Source organism: Apilactobacillus kunkeei (genome assembly GCF_001421115.1).
Classification (GTDB): domain Bacteria; phylum Bacillota; class Bacilli; order Lactobacillales; family Lactobacillaceae; genus Apilactobacillus; species Apilactobacillus kunkeei_F.
Window position 1 is genome coordinate 267286 of sequence record NZ_JXCW01000001.1, and the last position, 25333, is coordinate 292618.

General features: G+C 42.2%; 1 protein-coding gene. It reads left to right on the forward strand.

Annotated elements, in window-relative coordinates; all coding sequences use genetic code 11:
• Positions 1-149: 149 nt before the first annotated feature.
• A complete protein-coding gene (locus RZ55_RS01060) occupies positions 150-25205 on the forward strand; it encodes a DUF5776 domain-containing protein (RefSeq protein ID WP_057175532.1) in 25056 nt (8351 codons plus the stop codon).
• The last annotated feature ends 128 nt before the right edge of the window (positions 25206-25333 follow it).

The window sequence follows — 25333 nt, forward strand, 5'->3', positions numbered from 1 at the left end:
AACTTACATAAAATAATTAAGAAATATTTAAGAATGAGAATATTAGGGCTTTTTTATGAACATAAGTGTAGAATAGTGTTAAATTAAGATTAGGATAATTACACACCTTGTATAGGTACATAAAAATCGTGACAAGAGGGGCGATATGTATGCAATATAATAAAAATCAATTCATAAAATCTAATGATAAAAAGATCATGAAAAAAGTAAAGAAACAATGGGTAGTAGTATCCATTGCGACTTTATCTGTTTTGGGTGCATCGGCTTATGGCATGAACAGCGTTTCTGCTAAGGCCGATGACAACTCACAACAAGTGGTTCAATCAGCCAATAATAATCAAAGTAATTCTAATTCTGACGGTAGTTCAGATAATAATAATTCTAATGATTCAGGGGACCAGTCTGCCCCAAATCAGTCTTACTCTAATAATAGTCAACAAGATGACAGCAATTATCAATTAACTAACCGTGATGGAGATAGTTCATCAAGCACCACTGATAATACTGATAACTCAGCGCAATTCAGTCAACAAATTAGCCAAGGTGCTTCTGATGCTTACAACAACAAGGGAAATAACGCAGTTAACTATAGTGGTCAAGCCCAAGACTACTACCAAGCTGGGTATGCTGGTGCTCTTAGTGCAATGAACGCATACAACACTGATACTAAGGGTCAAGGTACAGGTACGCAAGATACAACATACTATGGTAATACACCAAATAAACCACAGGGTTACACTGGTAACACCTCAGATGGTGCTAAAGGTGACAGTGGTGGTGTTAATAATACTACTAATCAAGATACTGGATCGGGTAATAACACTTCATACACAAACGCGCCAACAGATGGTACGCCATTAAGCTACAACACCCCAAGTAACCCTAACCAGGGTGGTGCGGATGATACTAAAGCTGGATACTCTTCTGCTCAAAAGTATCAAAACGCACTTTTAGCCAAGCTGAATAGTGTTAACAACCATAGTGTGCAATTCACTAATGGCTTTACAATCAACGTTCCAGCCGCAAATGATGTTTTAATCACCAATGATAGGAACAAGTACGCCCAAAAATCGGGACTACTATCTGCTTTTGATCAAGGGGTCACATACGCATTGACTCAACAAGGTTATGCTGATGCCGAAGCTGGTAAGTGGACAGGTGTTAGAGGTGACGGAACCACAACATCATATGACTTTTATGACAATGGAAATACCGACTTACACAACTCGCAAAATCCATATGACCTGGCATATATTGGTGCTAAGGATGCTATCAAGGCACAATATGACAGCAAGAACAACTATCTAAAGAATAACTTGCCAAAGGCAATTACTTCATCTCAATATGGTTCAGCATACGTAACAGGTTTTAACGATGTTGTAAATAACATCAATCAAGGGATAGCTTATGTTACCAACTCTAACCAATTTGATGCTGTAATGACTAACGGTCAAGCTAACTACTCAACTGGGGGTAACACTCCAGGGAACATTAAGACAGTTAAGTTAGCTGCTGATGTGGACTTTACCGGTGCACCATTTGCTGGTGAAAATAACAACACTTACAACGGTAATCCTGGTCCATTCACAGTTGATGGTCAATTCCACATGTTGGATATGCACGGTGTTTCATACAGAGTTAATACTGCTTCTCAAATCAATATTCAAAACATTCAAGCACTTTATGGATACAACTACTACGGTCCATTTGCGCCTGCAAGCAGTAATCAAACCCTACACTACAAGAACATCAACTACATTGGTTCTCAATTATTGAGTGCCACTAACAACGATACCTATTTTGCCGGTAACGTTAACGTTTTGGTACCTCAAGATACTTCCAACCCAACATACTACTCTCCATGGGTAGGTTCTAACGGAGTTATCGTTGAAGGTGGAGGTAATCAAGAAAACCTTGAAATTAACAACTTCATTCTAGAACCAAATGCTAACTACTTTGGTACAGTTGCTAGATCAACTGGTGCTACTCTAATTAACGCTAACGGTAATGTTACCTTAGGACAAGGTTCTAAGATGACTTTGATTCCACGCGGCCAAAATAACGGTCAAAGTACTTATGACGGTGGTGACTGGGGAATCTTCTTCTCTGGTGGTGGCCAACTAAACGTTAATAAGGATGCCGTTTTGAACATTATTCCAAGTTATTCACAAGCCGGGGGTGGAAATTACGCTGGTGGTGGTATTGCGACCGCGGGTGCAACCACAATTAACGTTAATGGTGGTGCCATTAACTATGTTGTTGATTCGATGCAACCGGGCGTATACAACCAAGTATTTGACTTTAAAGCCAATACAAACGTTAACGTCTTAAACGGTGGTCTAATTCAAATTAAATTAACTAACAACCCAGGACAAGCTGCAGCATACAACGGTATTATCAACTTTGCTGCTGGTGGATCAATGAACGTTGGTAACCGTGGGAACTTAATTGTTGCTACCGATAGTACTGGTCAAAGAATGTTACCATTCTACGGTAACTTAAACATTAATAACGTTGGTGCCAGCCACGTTGTTTTAGCGAAGAATCCAAATACCGGAGCATTTAGTAACAACGCTATCAGTGCATACACCGTATCCGTTGATAATAAGTTGTTCTACTACTTTAACTTGCCTTCAGGTTCAACTAACTACACAGGTGTTGATAGCTCTGGAAACAGTGTTTCTGGAACGATTAGTGACCCTAACAGACTAGAAATTGGTGACGTTCCATCAGTTTCATTCGTTGGGCCACTTAATAAGACCATGAATTCCGATGGAACAGCCACCGTAACTGCTTACGCTAAGGTTTCTAAGTACGATCCATCAAATGGTCCAATCTACGTAGGTGTATATGTAGGTGGTAGTTCATCAATCGTCAGATTACCAAGCAGATTAATTAATAACCCATCTACAAACTCAACAATTACAAACAGTAATGCTCCAGCCGATCCAAATCAATACTCAGACACTAAGGTACTACCATCTAACTACCAAGATGGACAAGTTGTACCAATCACATTTAACATTCCAAAGACATTGGTAAAAAACTTATTCACAGGAATGAGACTTACCTACGGAATCAGTTCTGTTGTTCAAGCTACCGATGGTACAACATACACAAATACCACCGAAGGTTATAACAAGGACAGTAACGGTAAGGTTAAGTACGACAGCAACGGAACTATGCAAACTAGTCAAGGTAACGTCGGTCAAACTAACCAGGGTACTACCGATGGTATCAATGACTCCATCAATGGTAATGGTAATGCTAAGGCCGGTCGTACATTCAATGTTCAAACAAGTGCTGACTACTTGAGTGGATACGATGGTGCCGTAGCTGGTTATGCCGCATTCGACCCTAATAACCCAGATGCTGACTATACTCAATTAGCTAGTTATAACAACTCAGCTAACCCAGATGCATTCATCAAGGGTTACCAAGAAGCAGCATACCGTGCCGGGTTAACTGCCGCTAGAAACGAAAAAAATTACGGTCAATACAAGAACCCAAGTTATTTGAAGGGTGCTACTGACTACCTATACACTCTAACTGGTCAAAATGGTAAGACTTCATTTGATTCAAATAAGGATCTTAACTTAGATGGATTCCCAGCAATTGGTATTCAAATTGGTCTTGCTGATAAGAAGGCCATTGATGCATTTAAGACCGATGAAAAGGCTGGTAGTTCATTTACTATTGGTAGTTTTAATGGTTCAGGCTGGAATAGTATTAAAAATGATCCGAACGCTGCAGCAGCATACCTATCAGCCGTAATTGGTTTCAATAACGCTATTACTATGCCTGATTCGACTGCAGATAATCCAGATGCTAACTCAAACCGTCCTGAAACAAATGGTTTCTTGATTGGTAAATCATTGGTAAATGGTGCTAAGTCAAAGACCTTACCACCTGCAACCCCATCTGCTGATATTCCAATTCCACCTGCAGGAATTGCTGGATACTACTCAGCTCAAGCTGGATTCAACGCTGTTCAAGCAGCCGTTGCCTCAGTATCTGGTAAAGATGTCACAAAAATCAGTGAAGCTAAATCTAGTGATCCAAGCCAATTGAGCGGGACTACTCAAAAGAACCCAGACGGTAGTGCAATTGATCAAATGGTATACAAACAAGCTAAGTTTGGTGCATACCAAGCTCTATTAGGTAAACCAGAAACAGGTCTAAACCAACTTCAATTAGCTGGTTACATTAATGCAATTGGACCTATTGCTTCTGCAAACGCAATTAGTGACTTCAAGAATGGATTACCACAAGCATACGCACAAACAGATAACTCTATTCGTGCAACTACTTACCGTAATGCATACAACCAAGCACAATCTGCATTTACCCAAGGTCAAAAAGACGGTCTTGCAGCAGTCCTAGCTAATGCTAGTGCTAGTCATACCCCTAGTGACAGCGCAGCTAACCAAAGTGGTGAACCAAGTTCATACAAGATTGGTTACCAAGCTGCCGTTGATGGTTATAAAGATGGTTCCGCTGGAACTTACCCAGCATCAACCAACAAGGACACCACTCAACCAGCTATCTACAACTCTGGTTACCAATACGGTATGGATGAAGGTCGTCGTACTGCCGGTGCTAATGACTATGTAAATAATTCAATTAATACAAGTGTGCAAACTAGTGACTCCAAGTATGCAGATGGTATTACCGCTGCTACTCAAGGTTACAACGATGCATACAGTCAATCGCAAGTTACTCAAAACCCAACTACTACAAGTACTGATCACTCTTATGTAATTGGTTTTAATGCTGGTCTTAAGAAGTATGCGGCAGACGTTCAAGCTCAAAAGGACGCCCAAGGTTACATCGATGGTGCCAACGCTTTTGCTAACAACCAAAAGCTAAGCACTCCATCTGGTCAAACCGCTGCTTACCAAAATAACTACGCTGCTGGTTTTAACGCCGCTAGCGCAGGTTTGAACACTGCATTAACTAACTTAGGCAAGACTAACAAAGATTTAGGAATCGAAGATGCTGGAACCTACACAGCTGACACTGCTGGTGCAACTGCAATTGGTTACTATGCATTTAATGCCCAAACCGTTGGTGCAAAGCAAGCGTTCCTAGTACTTGATGCTCAAGGAAAGAACATCACATCACAAAATAATCCAACAGTTGCATATGGAGCTGCCGTAGACGCATTCTACGGTTCTTTGGCAAACCTTCAAGGAACTACCTACAACGCAACCAACGACACAACTGCACCACTATACCAAGCATTACGTCAATTCATCGATGCTCGTGGTAGCAAGGAATATGCCGATGGATATAATGCATACCTAAAGGGTAATGCTAGCCCAACCAATGGATTTGGTGTTGCTGGATACAACGATGCAAGTGATGGGTTCAACCAAAAGACTGCTCAAAATGGTGCTAACGTCAATTCAGCTGGATACAAAGCTGGTTTAACTCAATACCAAAACTTCCAAGCAGGGGTTAATGCAGCCAACACAGATGCAAGTTCAGAACCAGCTAACATTTCAGCTAACTCAGATTCTGACGATGCATTTAACGCGACCGTTCAAGGTTACAGTGATGGTGCATACAATCCAAATTCACAACAAACAACAACTACTCTTACAAACAAGAGCAAAATCTACAAGTTGGCTTACAACCAAGCATTGTCAATTGGTCAACAACTAGGTACACAAGCATACAACGACTTGGTATATGGTCGAGTAACTGCAGCTACTACACCACAAGATAAGGGTGGTAAGACATTAGCCTACTACGCTGTTATTAACGCAATCCTTGCTGGTTTCCAAGACGGACTATCAGGTTCAAGTAACAGTAACTCACCACAATACCAAAATGGTTACCAACTAGGTCAATCAACTTACCAAGCAGCAATCAATGCAACTGCTAACATCTCAACAGCAACTCATGTTAAAAACGACACTAGTTTGCCAACTAGCACCTACGCTAACAACGATGCAAGCAATGCTGTAATCGATGCTTACAATGACATGCTACGTGGTACTGGTCAAAACCAAAGTGACTTGGAGAAAGATAGTATTGTTTACAACGCTTTCTACAACCTACTATTCAACTCACTACAAACTGAATACAACAATGGTCAAAGCGATTTTGATAACCAAACTCCATACACTGGTGCATTCAAATATGATAAGACACCAGCTTACAGTGAAGGTTACTTGAATAAGGCACTAGGATTCCAAGCCGGAATTACTGGATCTACTTCAGATGCAGATATGACTAACTACAAGAACCAAGGCTTTATTACCAATGGTCCCGCATTCCAATCCGGTCTAGCAGAAGGTAAAGCCCAAGCTCAATCATTCCAAAATGCTAATAACCAATCAAATCCTGCAACTGCAGCGATCGATGATGTTACCCAAGCTGTCTTTGATGCCTTTAATGATGTTAAGAACAATGGAGTATCTAAGACACCTGCAGATAGTAAGTCTAGCCTATACAAGAAGGTTTACTACATTGCTGCTCAAGATGCTGTTACTTCATACACCAATGGTGCAATCGGATTTGTTAATGGTATAGGTAGAACCGATCCAAATAATCCAAACAACCTTGATGGTTTTGCTTACCAAAATGGTTGGGATAAGGCTAAATCTGGATTATTGACAGCATTTAAGGCTAATAATGCTAAACCAAGTGAAAATGCCCAAAGTACAGGTTATGTATATGGTAAGAATATCTACACTGGTGCAATGGCTTCAAGTCAACCAGCAGATAATACTACCACTGCCTACAAGGGTTATGTAGCCGCTCAAGCTGCTTTGAAGCAAGCTAAGGATGACTATGATAATGGAACTAAGGTTGATATTAATAATCTAACCATTCCATCTGGATACGATAATGGACAAACAGAAGCATACAAGGCTATCTACCAAGGTGCTTATTACCAATATAACCAACAATCAATTCCAGCGAGTCAAGATAACGACTTAAGTGAGAATGCATTCAAGTTATCAAGACAGACTAACCAAACTAACATCGGTGCAAACGATTTTGTCAATGGTAAGCCTCAAGAATCCACTAACGATGAATACATTGATGGTTACAACATTGCTAAATCTGGGTACCAAGATGGTTTAATTAACGGACCTAGTCAACAAACTCAAATGGAAGCTGGCAAGTCCAAGTCATATATTGCTGGATACGATGCTGGTGCTAACAAGCACGATAGCTATGTTAAGGCGGTAAATGACCAAGCTTCAGACGGTAGTCAAACATACGCTGGTGCAAAGCAAGCGTTAGATGACTACAACAACGCAACTACCGATGCAGCTAAGAATGCAATTGCTGATAAGCAAGTTAGTGATAGTGTCAATGCTGAATACGCTAACGCTTACAACACTGCATTGAGTCAAGCAAGAGCAAGTGCTACTCAAGGTACTAATGACTTTATCGGTGGTCAAGGGCATGCAACTCTTCCATACAGTGAACCTCAAAAGATTTACGATCAAGCTTACAAAGATGCTCAAATTGGTTTCCAAGCCGGATTAACTAATCCAAATGCTACCGGTGCCAATGCAAGTCAAACCGCCGGAATTCAAGCTGCCCAAACATATTCAGCTGGATACCAAAAGGCATTATCAGATGCTCAATCAGGTAGCCTAAACCCTAATGCACATCCAGAATTAGTTGGTTACAAGGATGCAGTCCAAGCAATTATTGATGCTAATAACAACCAAGTTAACAAGCAAAGCACTTCAGCTGTTTATTCAATTGTTTCTTCTCAACAATTGGGTATCAACGATGCCATGACTAAGTTGACCCAGCCTGCTTCAAATGCTAAAAAACTTGGACCAAACGATGCGGTTAATAATAACCAAGTCTCAAGTGATAGTTCATACAAGACAGGATATAACGCAGTCCTAGATGGTTACCATGACGGTAACGCAAGCACTCAAGGATCAACTGCTAACAAAGATGCTTCTCCTGAAAAGAACAACCCAGCTTACCAAGCAGGTTACAATCAAGGTAATGCTGTTGGTAGAAAAGAAATCGGTGCAACCGACTTCTTGAATGGTAGCTCAATGGGTGCAGAAGACAATAACTATGAAACTGGTTATACTGATGCCCAAACAGGTTACTCCGATGGAATTAGTGGTGCTAACAATGCCAACATTTCTAAGGAATACGAACGTGGATACACAGTTGGTCAACAAGCTAAGGCCGACTACCAAGAAGCTGAAGGTAAAGCTTCACCAAGTGCAAGTGATTCTAATTCAGACACTTACAAGGGTGTTGCTGACGTAATTGCTTCAGTAAAACAAAATGGTACATTTGCTCCAATTGCCGTTGATTCAAGCCACACTGCAGCATACGTAATGGCTTACAACAAGGCCGGAAATGATGCCATCATTGCTAGTGAAGAAGGTCTATCAGACTTTAAGGATGGTCTAGTCGCAAATCCAAGCAGTCAATCAACAGTTGCTAACCAAGCTGTATACCTACAAGCCTACAACGATGCTACTGCCGGATTTAAGCAAGGACTAAGCACAAACCCAACAAGCGAACCAACTAATCCAAATGCCAAGGCTGGATATGACATGGCTAAGTCCGTTCAAAAGGGTTACCAAGACGCTATGAACGACTTCCTAGCTGGTAAGCGAGACATCAATGCTAACGCCGAACCTGGCTACAAGGACACTATGGGTGCCTTAGTCGATGCTCAAACTAACACTAGAAACACAACTAACACATCACCTCTATACGCAGTGACATACTCACAAGAAGTCGGTGCTAACGATGGTATCAATGCTGTTAAGAACGATCCAAACACTTCAAGCGATACTTCAGTACCTGCTTCTCGTCAAAACAGCGTTAACGCTAGTGCATACCAATCAGGTTACAAAGGTGCCGTTGATGGTTACAAAGACGGTGCTGCAAGCACTAAGGGTGATTCAACAAACAAGAATGCTAACCAAACAACTGAAGGCGACAACGCAATTTACCAAAACGCCTACAACCAAGGTAATGCTTCTGGTCGTCAACAAGCCGGTGCAAATGACTACACCAAGGGAACTGTTGATCAACAAGTTAAGCAATCAGATGGAAACTACGCAACCGGTGTAAACACCGCTGCTAGTGGTTTCTCAGATGGTAAACAAGCAGGTCAAACTTCAAGTTCTGTTCAACCAACTAATACTGATAAACCTTACGTAACTGGATTCAACCAAGGGGTCGCCACAGCTAGTGGTTCAAATGCCGCAGTTGCTCCAGGTAACAAGGATGACTCAGGATTAAATGGAGATGCCAAGAACGCTTACTACGGTACTAAGGATGGTTACCTAGAAGGTGCCAATGCCGGAAATACCCTTTCAAGCAAGCCTTCTGACAACAAGGGTGCAGATACTCAATCCAACTCATACAGCGCAGCTCAACAAGATGCTTACAACGATGCGGTAGCTAAGGCTAACTTAGGTGCTCAAAACGCATTTAGTGGTAACAAGCCAGCCGCCTACTCAACTTGGAACCCTGAACAACAAATGGCTTACGACACTGGTGTTCAAAATGCCCAAAACGGTTACAATGAAGCACAAGCTAACATCAACGCAACTCAACCAAGCAACAATGGCACTAACATGTTTAATACCTTCAATGGTGCTAAGGCTGGATTCGCCGATGGAACAGTTGGTGCAACCCGTGACATTTCAAAACAACCAGCTGAATACCAAGCCTCTTACAACAAGGCGAAAGCTGCCGCAATGGCCGCTGCTAAGCAAGGGGTTGCTGATTTTGCTGCAAATAGCAATAACACTAAGTCAGGGGCAACTGATGCTTTAGGTAACGCTGAAAGTCACGGTTACCAAGCAGCACAACTAGGTTACAATGATCAAGAGACTAGTGGGGCAAGTCGTTCCAATACTGATCCTTCATACCAAGCCGGTGCCCAAATGGATAAGGATAAGTACAGTGGTATCGATGATGCTAACTTTGATCCAACTCAAGGTAACTCATACAAAGGAAGTGTGTCTCAAAAGGCAGCATACCTTGGTTTCATCGCTGGTTACAAAGATGGTGCAAATGGCACCAGTGATAACATTCAACCAGCTGATCCAGCGCAAGCTCACGTATACAATGACGCATATAAGCAAGCCAAGAAGCAAGGTTCTCAAGATGCTAGAAGCGGTGCTAATGCTTATGTAAATAACACAAGCATTCCTCAAGGTAACAGTTTAATTGCTCAAGCTAAACAAATTGGTTATGCTAAAGCACAAACTGGTTTTGCCGATGGACTAAAAAACCAAAATAACAGTAACAACGCATCATACAAGACAGGTTACCAAGCTGTAAACGCTGCTAAGATTGGTTTGTCAGAAGCGGAAGCGGGCAATAAGAATTCACAAAGCACTATTAGTGATTTGAATTCATATAACGATGCTCAAACTGCTTACAATGACGCAAGCACAGCTCTTGCAAGTAACCCAGATGATACATCTGTTACTCAAACTAACAACACTCCAGCTTACCAATATGCATACAACCAAGCTAAGCAAGATCTAAATGCTCAATACAATGCTGGTAAACAACAATTCTTGAACAAGTACGCAGCTGGAACTACTCAAGCTGACACTAGTTCTGCTAAGTCAACTCAAGGCATCAGTGCTATCAACCAAGGTTTCAATGAAGCCGTTAAAGGATTCAAGGATGGTATGAGTGGAGCAAACACTCCATCACTATCAACTAGCGCTGCCACAGCTGGTTTTGCTGAAGGACAACAAGCAATCAATGCCGTAAACGAAGTGACTGGTGGTCAAACCACTCCAGATTCTGGAAACAACGATGCTTCATACCAAAAGGCATTCGCTGCAGCCGTGGCTGCTAAGACTGCATTTGATATGAACCCAGATATTTCAAGTAAGGTACCATCAACTGATGCCAATGCCTTAAACCCAGTTTATTCACAATCATACAGTGCTACTGTTTACAGCCTTTCAACTGAATACTCAAATGGGGTGCAACAACTTCTAAGTGGTCAACCACTTCCAGCTAACTCCTCAACTGAATACACCGCTGGTTTCAATGATGCCAACAATGGTTTCGATAACGCATTAAACGGTCCTAACTATCCAGATACTAATGCATATGGATACGTTACTTCCGGTGCTCAACAAGGTCTAGCAGTAGGACAAAGAGCATTGTCTGGTTACAACGCCGCAATGCAAAACAACACAACCCCAACAGCCGATTCAGTTCAAAATGATGCTAATAGTGGTGCTACCGCCGGATACAAGGATGCAATTTCTGGTTCTAAGCAAACTGATGCACAATTAGCACAAACTAGTTTGGCATACAGAAAAGCATACGCTAAGGCTTACGATGACGTTAAGAACGCTGTTCTAACAGGTTCAACTAACTTCGTAAGAGGACAAACTCCTGATAAATCAAACAGCCAATATTCCAAGATTATGGAAGGATACAACTATGCTTCCCAAGGTTTTGAATACGCTAAGAGTCATCAAAGCAAGGACACAACCGGTTTAACAGATGATCAAAAGAACAACTCATCATTCATGAGAGGTTTCTATGCTTATGTTGATGCTGTAATTGGTTACAACGATGCTCAAAATGCAACCTCAGATACTGCTTCATACAATGCTCCTTACAAGGAACAACAACGTGGTTACGAAGGGGCAATTGATGGATACAGAGATGGTAAGAACGGAACTAATCAATACACTAACAATGAAGTCTTCCCATCATCACGTGTTGCGTACGACCTTGCATACCAAGATGCCAAAGCTAAGGCAACTCAAGGTGCAATCGATGCATTAACAACCAATCCAACAACTGATACTTCTCAATTCAAAGCAAAACAATTGGATGCATATCAAACAGGTAAAAATAACGCAGTCACTGGTTACAACCAAGCTAAGTCAGACTTATCTGTTTCAAACATCAACCCATACACTGCCGGAACCGATTCATACAATACCTTCAATGGTGCTCACGATGGTTTCGTAGCCGGAATCACTGGAAATGGTACACCAGCATCAAACGATCCAGTCTACACAGCCGCTTACAACAAGGCTCAAGCAGAAGCTGGTGCCAATGTTTCAAATGGTGTAGCTGACTTCGCCAAGAATGCTGACGATACCAGCAAACAAAGTCAAACTGACGCTACTAACCAAGCACTATATAATGGTTACAATAACGCTAGTGAAGGTTATGCTGCTCAAATTGGTGGAACTGCTGACAGTACTAACACCAACGTTGCATACACTGCCGGTGTTCAAATGGCAATCGATAGAGCTAACGGAATCAATGCCGCAATCGAAAATCCTAATGCAACTGCATCAGGATCATCCGCTGAAGTTGCAGCATTTAACGCAACTATCGCAGGATTCAAAGATGTTATTAACGGTACAACTACCGGTCAAACTCCAAGTTCAAGCGATGCTGCTCAAACCAAGGTTTACTTGGATTCATATGGTCAAGCCCAATCAACAGCTTTAACTAGTGCTTCAAACGGTGCGCAAGCATTCGTTCAAAACACTGGTAAACCAGCAAGTGGTAGTGACTACAATTCAGTTGCTACATTAGCTGGTTACAACCAAGCTAAGAGTGGTCATGATGACTTTGCTGCAAACAAGGCAGCTCAATTATCAACAGCTGCTTACATGACTGGTTACAATGCTGCTAAGTCAGCTGCTAGTGGTTTAGCCGATGCACAAAATGCAACTAACAGTGGTCAAGGTACCGCATTAGACGCTACTGCATATGGGGATGCTCAAACTGCATACACAGATGCATTTAACTATGTAACTGCTCATCCACAAGATACTTCAGCTCAAGCATTTGCTAATAAGTCAACTGCATACAACGATTCATACAATGCAGCTAAGACTTACCTACAAGGTCAATACGTTGCGGGTCAAAACCAATTCGTTAACCAATACGCAAATGGAAACAACTCAGCTAACTTAAGTGGTGTTGCTTCAACTCAAGCACAAACATTGGTTAACCAAGGATTTAATGACATGCTAAGTGGTTACAACGAATCCATTAATGGTAATAACTTAAATGGTGGTGCAAGTTCATCAGACAACCCAGTTCAACAAGCTGGTTTCAATGAAGGACAACTTGTATTGAAGGCTGCTAACCAAGTAGCTAATGGAAACACTACCGGTGATGCGGGAAATAATGACGCAATTTACCAAAAGGCTTTAGCTGCTGCAAATGTTGCTAAGGAAGCATTCGATGCTAACCCAGATATCTCAGATATTGTAGCTGCCAGCGATAGCAACTCTTCAACCGCTCCATACACTAACGCCTACAAGGCAACTGTGGATCAAATGAAGGCTAACTACCAATCAGGTATTACACAATACCTAAGTGGTCAAGCTACTCAATCAAACGTACCTAGTGAATTAACACAAGGATACAACGATGCTAAAACTGGATACGTTACAGCAATGCAAGGTTCAACAATGGCATCCAACTCTACAAGTGGTGTTCAAGCTGGTTTCAACCAAGGACAACTTGTATACAACGGATACATTAATGCCATGAATAACCAAGCTAGCGCCGGAAGTCAAAACCAACACCAAGTTGATGGTTACAACGGTGCTTCCGACGGTGTCAAAGCTGCAATGACTGCAGGTGGCACAATTCAAACAGATGCTCAATTGAAGGCAGCTGGTAAGTCATTCGATTACATCCAAGCTTACGACAAGGCTGTTAACGAAGCCCAAAACTCAAGATCAATTGGGGCACAACAATACCTATCAGGTCAAAGCAGACCAACAGGTACTACTCAAATTGAACAATCTAAGGCCCAAGGTTATGACGATGCTAAGGCAGGTCATGATGGCGCAGCTAACGGTGCAACTCCTGCAGCTGATCAAAAGGCTAACAAGGAATTCATGGCCGGTTACAATTCATACTCAAACAGTATGAACGGTTATGATGCTTATGAAAACGGCGGTCAATTGGATTCAAACGCTAGTCAAACTCAAAAGGATGCCTACGATGGTGCCCAAGCTGGTTACCTAGCAGGACCAAACGGTGCTGGTTTACCTGATATGACTGGTAAGTCACCAGCATACATTGACTCATTCAAGAAGGCATACGACAAGGCCAAAGAAATCGCCAACCAAGGTGCTGACGATGCAATGACTGGCAATAAGTCAGATCAAAGTAACTGGAGTGCTCCACAAAAGGCTGCTTATGCTGCAGGTCAACAAAATGCCACATCAGCATACAACGCAACTAAGGCCAATATTAGTGCTAAGAACTCATATCCAAGCGGCTCTGATGCTTCTGAAGCGTTCGACGGTGCTAAGGCTGGATTTGCTTCAGGAACTACTGGTTCAAATGATGACAGTATCCTAAACGGCAAGTCACAATTGTTTAAGGATGCCTACAATAAGGCTAAGGCCGAAGCAGTCGCAGCTGCAAAACAAGGTCAATCTGATTTCGAAGCAGGTAACATTAATGGGGCAAGTTCTGGTCAAGATGCATTGAGTGTTGCTAGATCAAATGGTTACAACCAAATGCGAAAAGGTTTCAATGATGCCAACGCTAACCCTCAAACCATTGATCCTAATAACCAAGATGCTTCATACTTAGCTGGTAAAGCAATGTCAGACCAAGTTAAACAAGGTGTGGCTGACGCTAATGCCAACGGTTCAATTACCGACTATGGTAAGGACGGTTCTAAGACTCCAGCCCAAGTTGCCGCATACAATGCCGCTGTTAACGGATACTACGCTTCAGTTAACGGATACAAAGACGGTGCTAGTGGAGATAAAGAACACAGTAACCCAATTAATCCAGCTCAAGCCGCTGCTTACAACTATGTATATCAATTAGCATGGAACAATGGTGGCGCTCAAGCGATGGAAGGTGCTAAGAACTACGAAAGTGGTAACCAACCATCAACTGATGAAGGTATTCAATCACTTGCCCAAAACATCGGGTACAACGATGCAAAACGTGGACACGATGATTTTGCAAACAACAGGCAAGCCACAGGTAATGTTACTGCCGCATACACATTGGGTCGTGACATGGCCAAGGCTGCTCAAGATGGTCTAGCTGATGCTATCAATGGTCAAAACAACGCAAGTGCTTCTAAGCAACCAAGCGCATACAATGATGCACAACAAGCTTACAGGGATGCTGCTAACGCTGTTTCATCCAACCCAGATAATCCAGCAGGATTACCAGCAGGCAAGTCTGTTTCATACCAAGACGTATACAATAAGGCTGTCTCAGCTCTACAAACTCAATACCAAAATGGTGCTAGCCAATTTGGCTCACAATACTCAAATGGTAAGACTTCTGCCGACGAAACTTCAGTTAACTCCGATCAATCCAAGCAATTGCTACAACAAGGATTTAACGAAGCTGAAGCTGGTTATCAAGAAGCATTACAAGCAGCTACCAATGCAGATGGTTCATTGAACCTAAATGTTCAACCATCTGCTAATGATAGTAGCGCTAAGAAGATTGGATTCAACCAAGCATTGACTGCACTAGCTGCAGCTCAAAACGTTGCTAACGGTGAAATCCAACAATCACAAACTGGTCCAATGTATAATACAGCGTTTGAAGCAGCAATGGCTGCTAAGCAAGCATTGCATAATAATCCTGATGCAGCTAATACACTTTCACCATCAGATCCTAATAATAGTAATCAGGTATACAAGGACGCTTATAGTGCGGCTATAACACTAATTAAACAACATTATGCCGAAGGGTTTAGTGATTATATGACTGGTAAGACTGCACCTACTGGTGACACTCAAGCCGACATTGATGGTTACAACAATGCTAAGGCAGCTTATGCTCAAGCATTGAAAGATCAACCATTAAGTGGTTTGACTTACCAAGATGATAAGAGTCAACAAGCATATGCTGCTGGTCAAAAGGTTGTTAATGGATACAGAGATGCATTCAACAAGCAAAACGAAGATGCCACTAAGGATTCAAGTGACGCTTACCAAGCAACTAAGGCTGCTTACAATGATGCAAATGCCAACACTAAGCGTGATTTGAGCAAGTCATCATTAGACTACGTCACTGCATACAACTACGCTATGAAGATGGCAAACGATGCAAGAAACGATGGTGCTTCTCAATTCGTATCCAAGGGAACTACTGACTTCGGTAGTCAAACATTGGCAAACGATGCTCAAAACAATGGTGCAGCTGCTGCTCAAACTGGTAAGCAAGACGCTAAGGACAACAAGTCAACTAACGCTTCGACTGATAGTGCTTACCTAATTGGTTTCAACTCACTTTCAGGTGCTAGTGATGGTGCTGAAGATGCTAAGAACGGTAACTCAATCAAGAGTGCTGATGAACTATCTAATGAAGGTAAGGATCAAAACTACATCAATGCCTACACTGATGGTTACAACGGTACTAAGGCAGGATACACAGACGGTCAAGATGACAAGCAACCAGCTGACTTGAGTCAAGAAAGTCAATCCTACAAGGATGCTTACAACAACGCATACAACGATGCTAAGTCAATCGCCAACCAAGGTGCATTGGATCAACTTGCTGGGAAGAATAACCCAAGTGGTTACAACACTTTACAACAAGCTGCATACAATGCCGGTCAAAGCAATGCCCAAAGTGCTTATGCATGGGCACACGATGACGTTAACAACAAGAACAAGTTCATCAATAACTCCGATGCTTCAGAAGTCTTTAACGGGGCTCAAGCTGGATTCTCAGATGGAAAACTAGGAAATGTTGCTAATGTTACTTCACAAACCGCTGCTTACCAAGCTGCATACAATAACGCTAGAAGCCAAGCTGGAGCTCAAACAGTTCAAGCAATTAAGGACTTCCAAGCGGTTAAGGATACAACTTACAATGCAGACCAAGGTAAAAACGATGCAGAATCAATTGCATACACTAATGCATACGATCACATCAAGGCTGGTTTCAATGACCAGATCAACCAAACTGCATTAGTCGATACTACTGGTAAGGATTCATCATACAAGGCCGGTACTCGTATGGCTAAGGATGTTCAATTAGGTATCTCAGATGCTTCAAACAACCCAAGTCGTACAGATTACGTTGGTACTGATACCCAAAAGGCTGCTTATGCAGCAACCCGTGATGGATACCATGATGGTAGTTACAACAGTAGTACTACAATGGATTCATCATTAGCTCCTCAAAAGTATGCATACGATTATGCATACAAGTTGGCTAAGGCTAGTGGTTTGAATTCAGCAATCAACGGTGCCAATGTTTACATCCAAGCAGATGCCCAAGCTCCAGTAATTTCTGCTGATGGCATTGCTCAACAAAAGGGTTACAATGACGCTCAAGCTGGATATCAAGCATACCTAAGCAACCCAAGTGGAAGCGTAGATACTAGTCAAACTAAGGCATATCAACTAGGTTATGCAGCCGCTAAGGAATCCAGAAATGGTATTGCCACATTTAACGGTTTAACCAATCCAACTGCTACAACTACTGATCCAAATACCAACGCAAGTGCAAATGACCGAGATGGTTTCAACGGTGCTCGTGACGGATACTTCGCTGGAATTGCTCGTCAAACTAAGCAATTATTCGATACAAGTTCAAGTCAATCACGTGCATATCAAGACGCATACAATGCTGCTTACGACTCAGCAAGAGCCAAGGCCCAAGCTGGTTCAATTGACAAGTTAGCTAATCAAAACAACTCACAAACTAGTTGGGCTCAAGCTAATCAAAATGCATATGCATACGGTCAACAAATTGCTAACAATGCATACAACGATGCCAACACCAACCAAAACGCAAGTGCGTACACTGCTATCAACGATGCAACTGATGCATATGCTGGTGCCAATGCCGGATTTGCTGATGGTACTTTAGGTAATAACAATTACCCAAGTGATACTTCATCTAAACCAGTTTACTGGGCTGCATATAAGAAGGCACAACAAGCTGCTGCTAACGCTGCAATTAAGGGTGTTAATGAATTTGCTGCGGGTGATACTCAACCGGATAGTGCAAGTAAGACTGATCAAGTATCCAACGCTGAAAACTATGGATTCAACCAAGCTCAATCTGGATATACAGATAAGATGAGTCTAGGTGATCCAAATAGTCAAAACGTTTCATACATGGATGGGTACAACTTGGCTACTGACCAAACAAATGGTATGAACGATGCTCAAAGTGGTACTCGTACTCCAAGTAAGGCAGTATACAGTCAAGATGCATACAATGCAGCGTTTGATGCTAACGTTAATGGTTTCGCTGATGGTAGTAAGAATGTAACTACCAACAGTAACCCAACAAATCCAGCACAATCATTGGTATACAATGCCGTCTATGGAATTGCATCTCAACTAGGTAGTGCAGCTTCTAAGTTAGGTGCTGTTTCTGCTCTAATGGGTAACGCCAACACAACTAACAATGACATTCAATCACTTGCCTTTAGTCAAGGTTACAATGATGCAAGTAAGGCAAAACAAGATGCATTTAATAACTATAAGCAAACCCACAACACAGATGCTGGTAATTACACTCAAGCATATAACGGTGTGACTGATGCAATTAACGACGTGTTGAATAACCAACCACAAAAGGTTTCAAGCAACACTAACGTTTACAATTCTGCATACTCAAACGTATACCGTTACGCTACTAACCTTGCTCAAACTGGAGCATTGAACTACTTGAATAGCACAACTTCTACTCAAAGTACCAATGCTGATACAGATATCTACAACAAGGGTGTTAGCGATGCCACTGGTGCTTACAATGCAGCCGTTACTGATCCTAACCAAACTGAACCTAGTTCATATGTATCAGGTGGTAACGCCGACAAGACATTCAATGGTGCTTCACTAGCATTCAATGAAATCGCTGTTGGAAACACTGCATTAGGTACCAATGGAAACACTGATCCAGTATTTACTGCCGCATACAACAAGGCATTAGCTGATGCTAAGAACTATGTAAACCGTGGTGCTGTCGCATTCGGTAAGCTAACTGGCTTTAACGATGTCATTAACACCGTTCACAACCAAGTTGCTTACAGTAATGCAATTGTTAGTGGTTATGTTGCCGCTCAAAGCGCATACGTTGAAGCACAAGGTAACATGAGTGAAACTCATTCAAGTGATAGTGCTTACGACCAAGCATACAGTGGTGCAGTCGCAGCCTTTAACAATGTTGTTAACGGAAACGAAAGTGACACTACTGCTAAGAATGGTAAGTCAGAAGTATTCCAAGCAATGTACGACCGTGCATTGAACCATGGAATTGCTCAATCCAAGAAGGGTGCAATTGCCTTTGCTAATGGTAAGAAACAATCATCTGCTAAGGATTCTAATGCTGCTATGTACAACAAGGGTTACTCTGATGCTCAAACTGCCTACGCAGCAGCTCAAAGTGATCCAAGTCAAGCTAGTCAACACACCAACGATACCAACAGTGACAATGCCTACAAGGGTGCCGCAGCCGCATTTAACGATGTGACAAACGATACCCCAGGTGCTCACCGTGATAACGATAGTGTTGTCTACAAAGCTGTCTACGACAAGGCATTATCCGAAGCTCAACAAAACGCCACCGCTGGTGCCAACGCTAGATTAACTAACGTAGCACTAAGCGACGGTGTTAAGAACATGGCTAACACTGCAGCTAAGAGTGCATTCACAACTGGATTCAACGATGCTGATAATGGTTATAAAGCTGCTCAAAACGATATGACTCAATCAAGTGAACATGGTACAACTAGCAACCTTGATAGCACATACCGTGGTGCCGCAGCCGCATTCAATGATGTTGTAAACAACACCATCAATGCTGGTAAGAACGCCGACAGTAACTCTGTATATCAAAATGCATACAACTTGGCATTAGCTGAAGCTGTTGCTCATGCCAATGATGGTGCTCAAGCATTCTCTAATGGTCAAACATTATCTGATAGCTTGAAGAACCTACCAAATGATTCCGCAAAACGTGCATTCACAACTGGATTTAACGATGCTAAGAATGCTTATGCAGCCGCAACTGCTAACCCAGCAGATACCACTCATACTAGTCAAAGCAACTTTGACGAAACATTCCGTGGTACTGCAGACGCATACAACGCTGTCGCAAGTCACAAGTCATCTGATGCTGGTAAGGCTTCAGATACTAACAAGGCTTACACCGCTGCATACAACAAGGCATTCGCAGAAGCTACCAAGTTTGCTCAAACTGGTGCAGTTGACTTTGGCAAGAGCGTTGATGCAACTCTTGGTCGTACCCAATTTGGTAACAACCAAGCTGCAAAGGCTGCTTACACCACTGGTTACAATGACGCTAAGGTAAATTATGCTAAAGCACAATCCAACCCAAGTGATCAAGGCAACCACACAAGCCAAAGCAACGCCGATGAAGCATACAATGGTGCTGCCGCAGCATTTAACGATGTTGCCAACAACCAAGCCGGAAAGAATGCCACAAACGGAAACCCAGTTTACGCATCAACTTATGCTCGTGCATTGAACGAAGGTAAGACAATCGCAAGTAAGGGTGCTCAAACTGCACCACTTGGTAATGACGCAGTCAACCAAGCACTTGCAGTCTACAAGAACAACCAAGCAGCACAAAAGATGTTCAACACCGGTGTAACCAATGCTAACGCCGCTTACGCTGCTGCAAGAACTAACCCTAACAACACCATCGATTACAACACAACAAGTGATTACGATGAAGCTTACAAGGGTGCTGCTGCTGGATTCAATGATGTCGCAAGTGACCAGTTCAATAGTCAATTTGCTAACGATACCAACCCTGTTTACCAAAACGCTTACACTAAGGCTGCAAACGAAGCAACTGCTTACGCAACCCAAGGTGCAATCCTGGGTAACACTCCTGGTAAGCAAATATCTGATGGTTTGAATGGTTCAAATGACCAAGCCGTAATCAACGCTGTAACTTCTGGTTACAACGATGCTTACACTGGTTACGTTGCAGCTATCCAAGATCCAAGCAAGAACTTCAACCATACTTCAAACAGTAATATCGATAAGTCATACAACGGTGCTGCGGCAGCATTTAACGATATTGCCGGAAACAACGGTAAGGCTAGTCGTTCAATCAGCTCAGATCCTGTATACACTACTGCTTACGACAAGGCATACGCACTTGGTTTGAAATACCAAAACCAAGGTGCCGCTGATGCTGCTAACAATGTCGATGAACAAACTGGTATCGCTGCATTGAATGGTAACCAAGGTTTGATTGACGTATACGACCGTGGTTACAGAGATTCAGACGACGGTTACAAGCTTGCTCAACAAAACAGAAATGATCAAGTTAACCACACATCAGACAGTAATGCTGATGTATCATACAACGGTGCTGCTGCAGGATTCACCGACACAATTAACGGTGAAGTTGGTAAACATCAAAATGATAACCAAACACCAACTTATCAAAATGCTTACACTCGTGCCGTTAAGGAAGCCCAAGCACAAATCCATCAAGCAACACTTGATTTCAACAATGGTTTGAATAGAGATACTCAAGCTCAACAAATCAGTGCTGGTTCTGACAAGGATGCTTACGTAACTGGTTACAACAATGCCAGTTACGTGTACAAGAGCGTCCAAGATTCAGGTGAAAACGATGGTAAGCACACATCAGACAGTGTTAACGATGAACAATACCGTGGTGCAATGAACGCATTCACAGATGTCATCAACGGCACTCCTGGTGCAAATGCTTCAACTGATAGTGTGGCTGTTTATGAAAAGGAAAACACAAGTGACGTTTACACTAGTGCTTACGCTAAGGCTCAAGTCGAAGCCACTCAAGATGCATTGAATGGTGCAACTAACTTCATCTCACCAAACGCCGCTGGTAATGAGCCAACTGCTGCTGGTAAGTTGAAGGCATACGACAAGGGTGCAAGCGATGCACAAAGTGCTTACGAATTAGCTCAAAACGATAGAACTCAAGGTACTACTCACTCCACTGACAGTAATTTTGATGTTGTCTACACCAATGCTGTTGCTGGTTTCAATGATGCCATCAACGACCCATTAGCACCTGCTAAGAGTGGCAATAACCTAGCAACATTGACTTACAACAAAGCATTGGCACAAGCTAAGCAATCGGCCCTAAACGGTGTATTGGCATTCAACAACGATGACCATGATGCTGCATTTGCTAAGGAAGCTAAGCCAAGTGATAGAGATGCATTCAATGTTGGTTACAACGAAGCACAAATTGGTTTCACTGCTGCTGAAACTAACTACTTGGATGCAGCTCATCACGACACAAACTCCTATGCTGATCAAGTCTACACCAATGCTGCTAAGGCATTTAAGGATGTAAACGACAGAACTGGTCAAGTTAAGGACAATGTCACAAATGATGTTGCGGGTTCTGCTTACAACAAGGCCTTCAACGAAGCATTCAACATCGCAAACAATGGTGCCGATGATTCAGTTAATGGTGCATCACAATCTACCAATGTTGCTCAATATGCTGGCAAGAAGGCATTAACCGATGCTTACAATGCTGGATACATTGATGCAACTAAGGCTTACGCCGATGCTGAAAACGACCACAGTAAGGCAAACGATCATACTAGCGATAGTAACTACGATCGTGTCTACCGTGGTTCCTCACTTGGATTCAGTGATATTATCAACCATGAACCTGGCCAAAATGCTAAGGTCGATTCTAATAAGGCATTCGCTGATGCTTACAACAGAGCATCACAACAAGCATTCGCACAAGCTCATGATGGTGCTATCGATGCCAACGGTCCAAAGCAAGCTCGTCAATTGAACACCAATGCTGACAAGCAAGCTTATCAAGTAGGTTTCAATGATGCTACAAATGGATACAGCGAAGCTCAAGGTAATCCTGATGACAAGGCCAAAGCTGATGAAACAACTAATGCTGGTCTAGCATATGCTGGTGCAGCTGCCGCATTTAACGATGTCGCAGATGGCAATCCAGGTGAACATAGTCAAACAATTGCAGATCTTGTTTACCAAAATGCTTACAACAAGGCATTAGCTGAAGGTAAGGCTAACGCAAATAATGGGGCTACTGCATTTGGTCAAGGTCACACACTAAGTGATGACACTAAGCAATTTGCAAGTTCTGGTGCCAAGGTTAAGGATTACACCAAGGGTTACAATGATGCCCAAGCTGCATTTGCCGCAGCTCAAGTTGATGCAAGTCAAGCCGACCAACACAAGAGTGGCAGTGATTACGATGAAGTCTACTCCGGTGCTGCTAACGCCTTTAACGACGTTTCCAACCATACAGTTGGTCAACACAGGAACGACTCAAATAATCCTGCTTACGTTGCCGCATATGACAAAGCATTAACTTCTGGTCAATCAAACACCCAAGATGGTGCTTTGACATACTTGACTGATAGCCAAGACTACGACCACAAGATGGCTTCATTCACTACCCAAGCTGAAAAGAACTCATTTGCAACTGGATTTAACGATGCTAAGAAGGGCTACGAATTAGCACAACAAAATCCAATGCTTCAAAGTCATATCGATCAAAATGATCTAGATGACACTTACCGTGGTGCAGCTGCCGCATTTAACGATGTTAAGAACGGTACTTCAGGACAACACGCTAAGAGCGAAGATAATCCAATTTACCAAAAGGCATATGACAAGGCATTAACCGAAGCCATGAATTCATTCACCGATGGTTCTAACGAATTTAATGACAACAAGCCAAACTCAGCAAGTGGTGTTGACGCAAATAGTCTAGACCACAACAAGGGTTACCAAGATGCTAAGGCACAATACGAAAATGTCTTGGTAAACGGCGATGATAACCTACCTGAAAATGCAAATCCTGCACAAAAGATTGGTTACCAAAAGGCTAAGTCAGTCGTTGCCGGAATTATCGACGCAACTAGTGGGAACAAGCAACAATCAGATGATCCAAACTATGTATTGGGTTACAATTCTGCTCAAGCCGCATTGCGTGATGGTCAAGCATTTGCTCAAGCAAACGGTAAGTTTGATAACGTAAATGACATTCCAGTACCTGATGGATTAGATCAAGATGCATACCGTCAAGTATTTGCCGGTGCTTACGAAGGTTACAAGACTGGTGCGGGACTACATCCTAAGAACCCAAGTCAAACCAACCCAGCATTCGTCAATGCATACAACAATGGTTACAACAAGGCTGCAAACGATATTCCAGCCCAAGAAGATTACCTATACAACAGTAAGAAGACTAACTTCAACAGTAGAACCGACAAGAACTCGTATGAACAAGCATACAAGCAAACTGGTGATGGTTTCACTGATGGAATTAAGAATATCGAAATGCAAAATCCTGATTCTGGTTACTACGTAAATGGTTACAAGGCTGCTAAGATTGCACTTGCTGCAATGAAGAAGGCTAAGACTAAGGCTCAATTAACTAATGCCCAACTAAATGCATTAGGTGGTAAGACTTATGTCAACGCCTTTAACGGATACCGTCAAGGTGTTAAGGCAGCTCAAGCAAGTGCTCGTACTCACAAGAAGTTAACTGCTAAGCAATTGGCTACTAAGGGTCAAGTATTTGCATACACTTACAACCAAGGATTCAAGGTTGAAACAGCCCGTCAAACTAAGATTGGTAAGAAGTACGGAAGTGCCCGCGCAATCAAGCGTAGCCCAATTCCAATGAGTATTACCAAGAACCACTCAGCTGCATATGCTAAGGCATACGTCGCAGAGTACAAACGTCAATTCAAGGCTCACATGCCAAGATATATTTACAACGTTAAGACCATCTTTACTCACAGAATCACTAAGTTCTCTAATAGTTCAAGAATTGTTAAGTACAAGTACTCAAGAAGATACAACGCACATGTCTTCAAGGTTATCGGTATCAAGTACTACAAGAACCGTGTACCAAGATATGTTGTATCCGGTGGTCGTCTAGTAACTGCTGGTCAAATGGTCCAAGACGCATATTACCGTGGTAATACTGCTAAGACTACTAAGAGCAGTGACAACAAGAAGACCAAGAACAAGCCAATGGTATTCCGTGTAATTAAACCTACCGGTGCATTGATCCATACAAGCAAGAAGTACACCAAGCACAATGTAATCAGAAGAGTTCGTCAAGGACAATTGATTCACGTTGTTAAGGTTGTTAAGTACTATGGATTAACAAGACTATACCTAGGACACAACAGATACTTCACTTCAAACAAGACCTTTGTTAAGAAGGTAAGATAGTCGAAAAAAGACCTAGCTATTTGCTAGGTCTTTTTTTGTACTTTTGATTTATCGTTTTTTAAGTTTTCCTTAAGGTTGAATTGGACAGATTAACTAAAACTTATAGTGGTAGTAGAATAAAGTTGTGA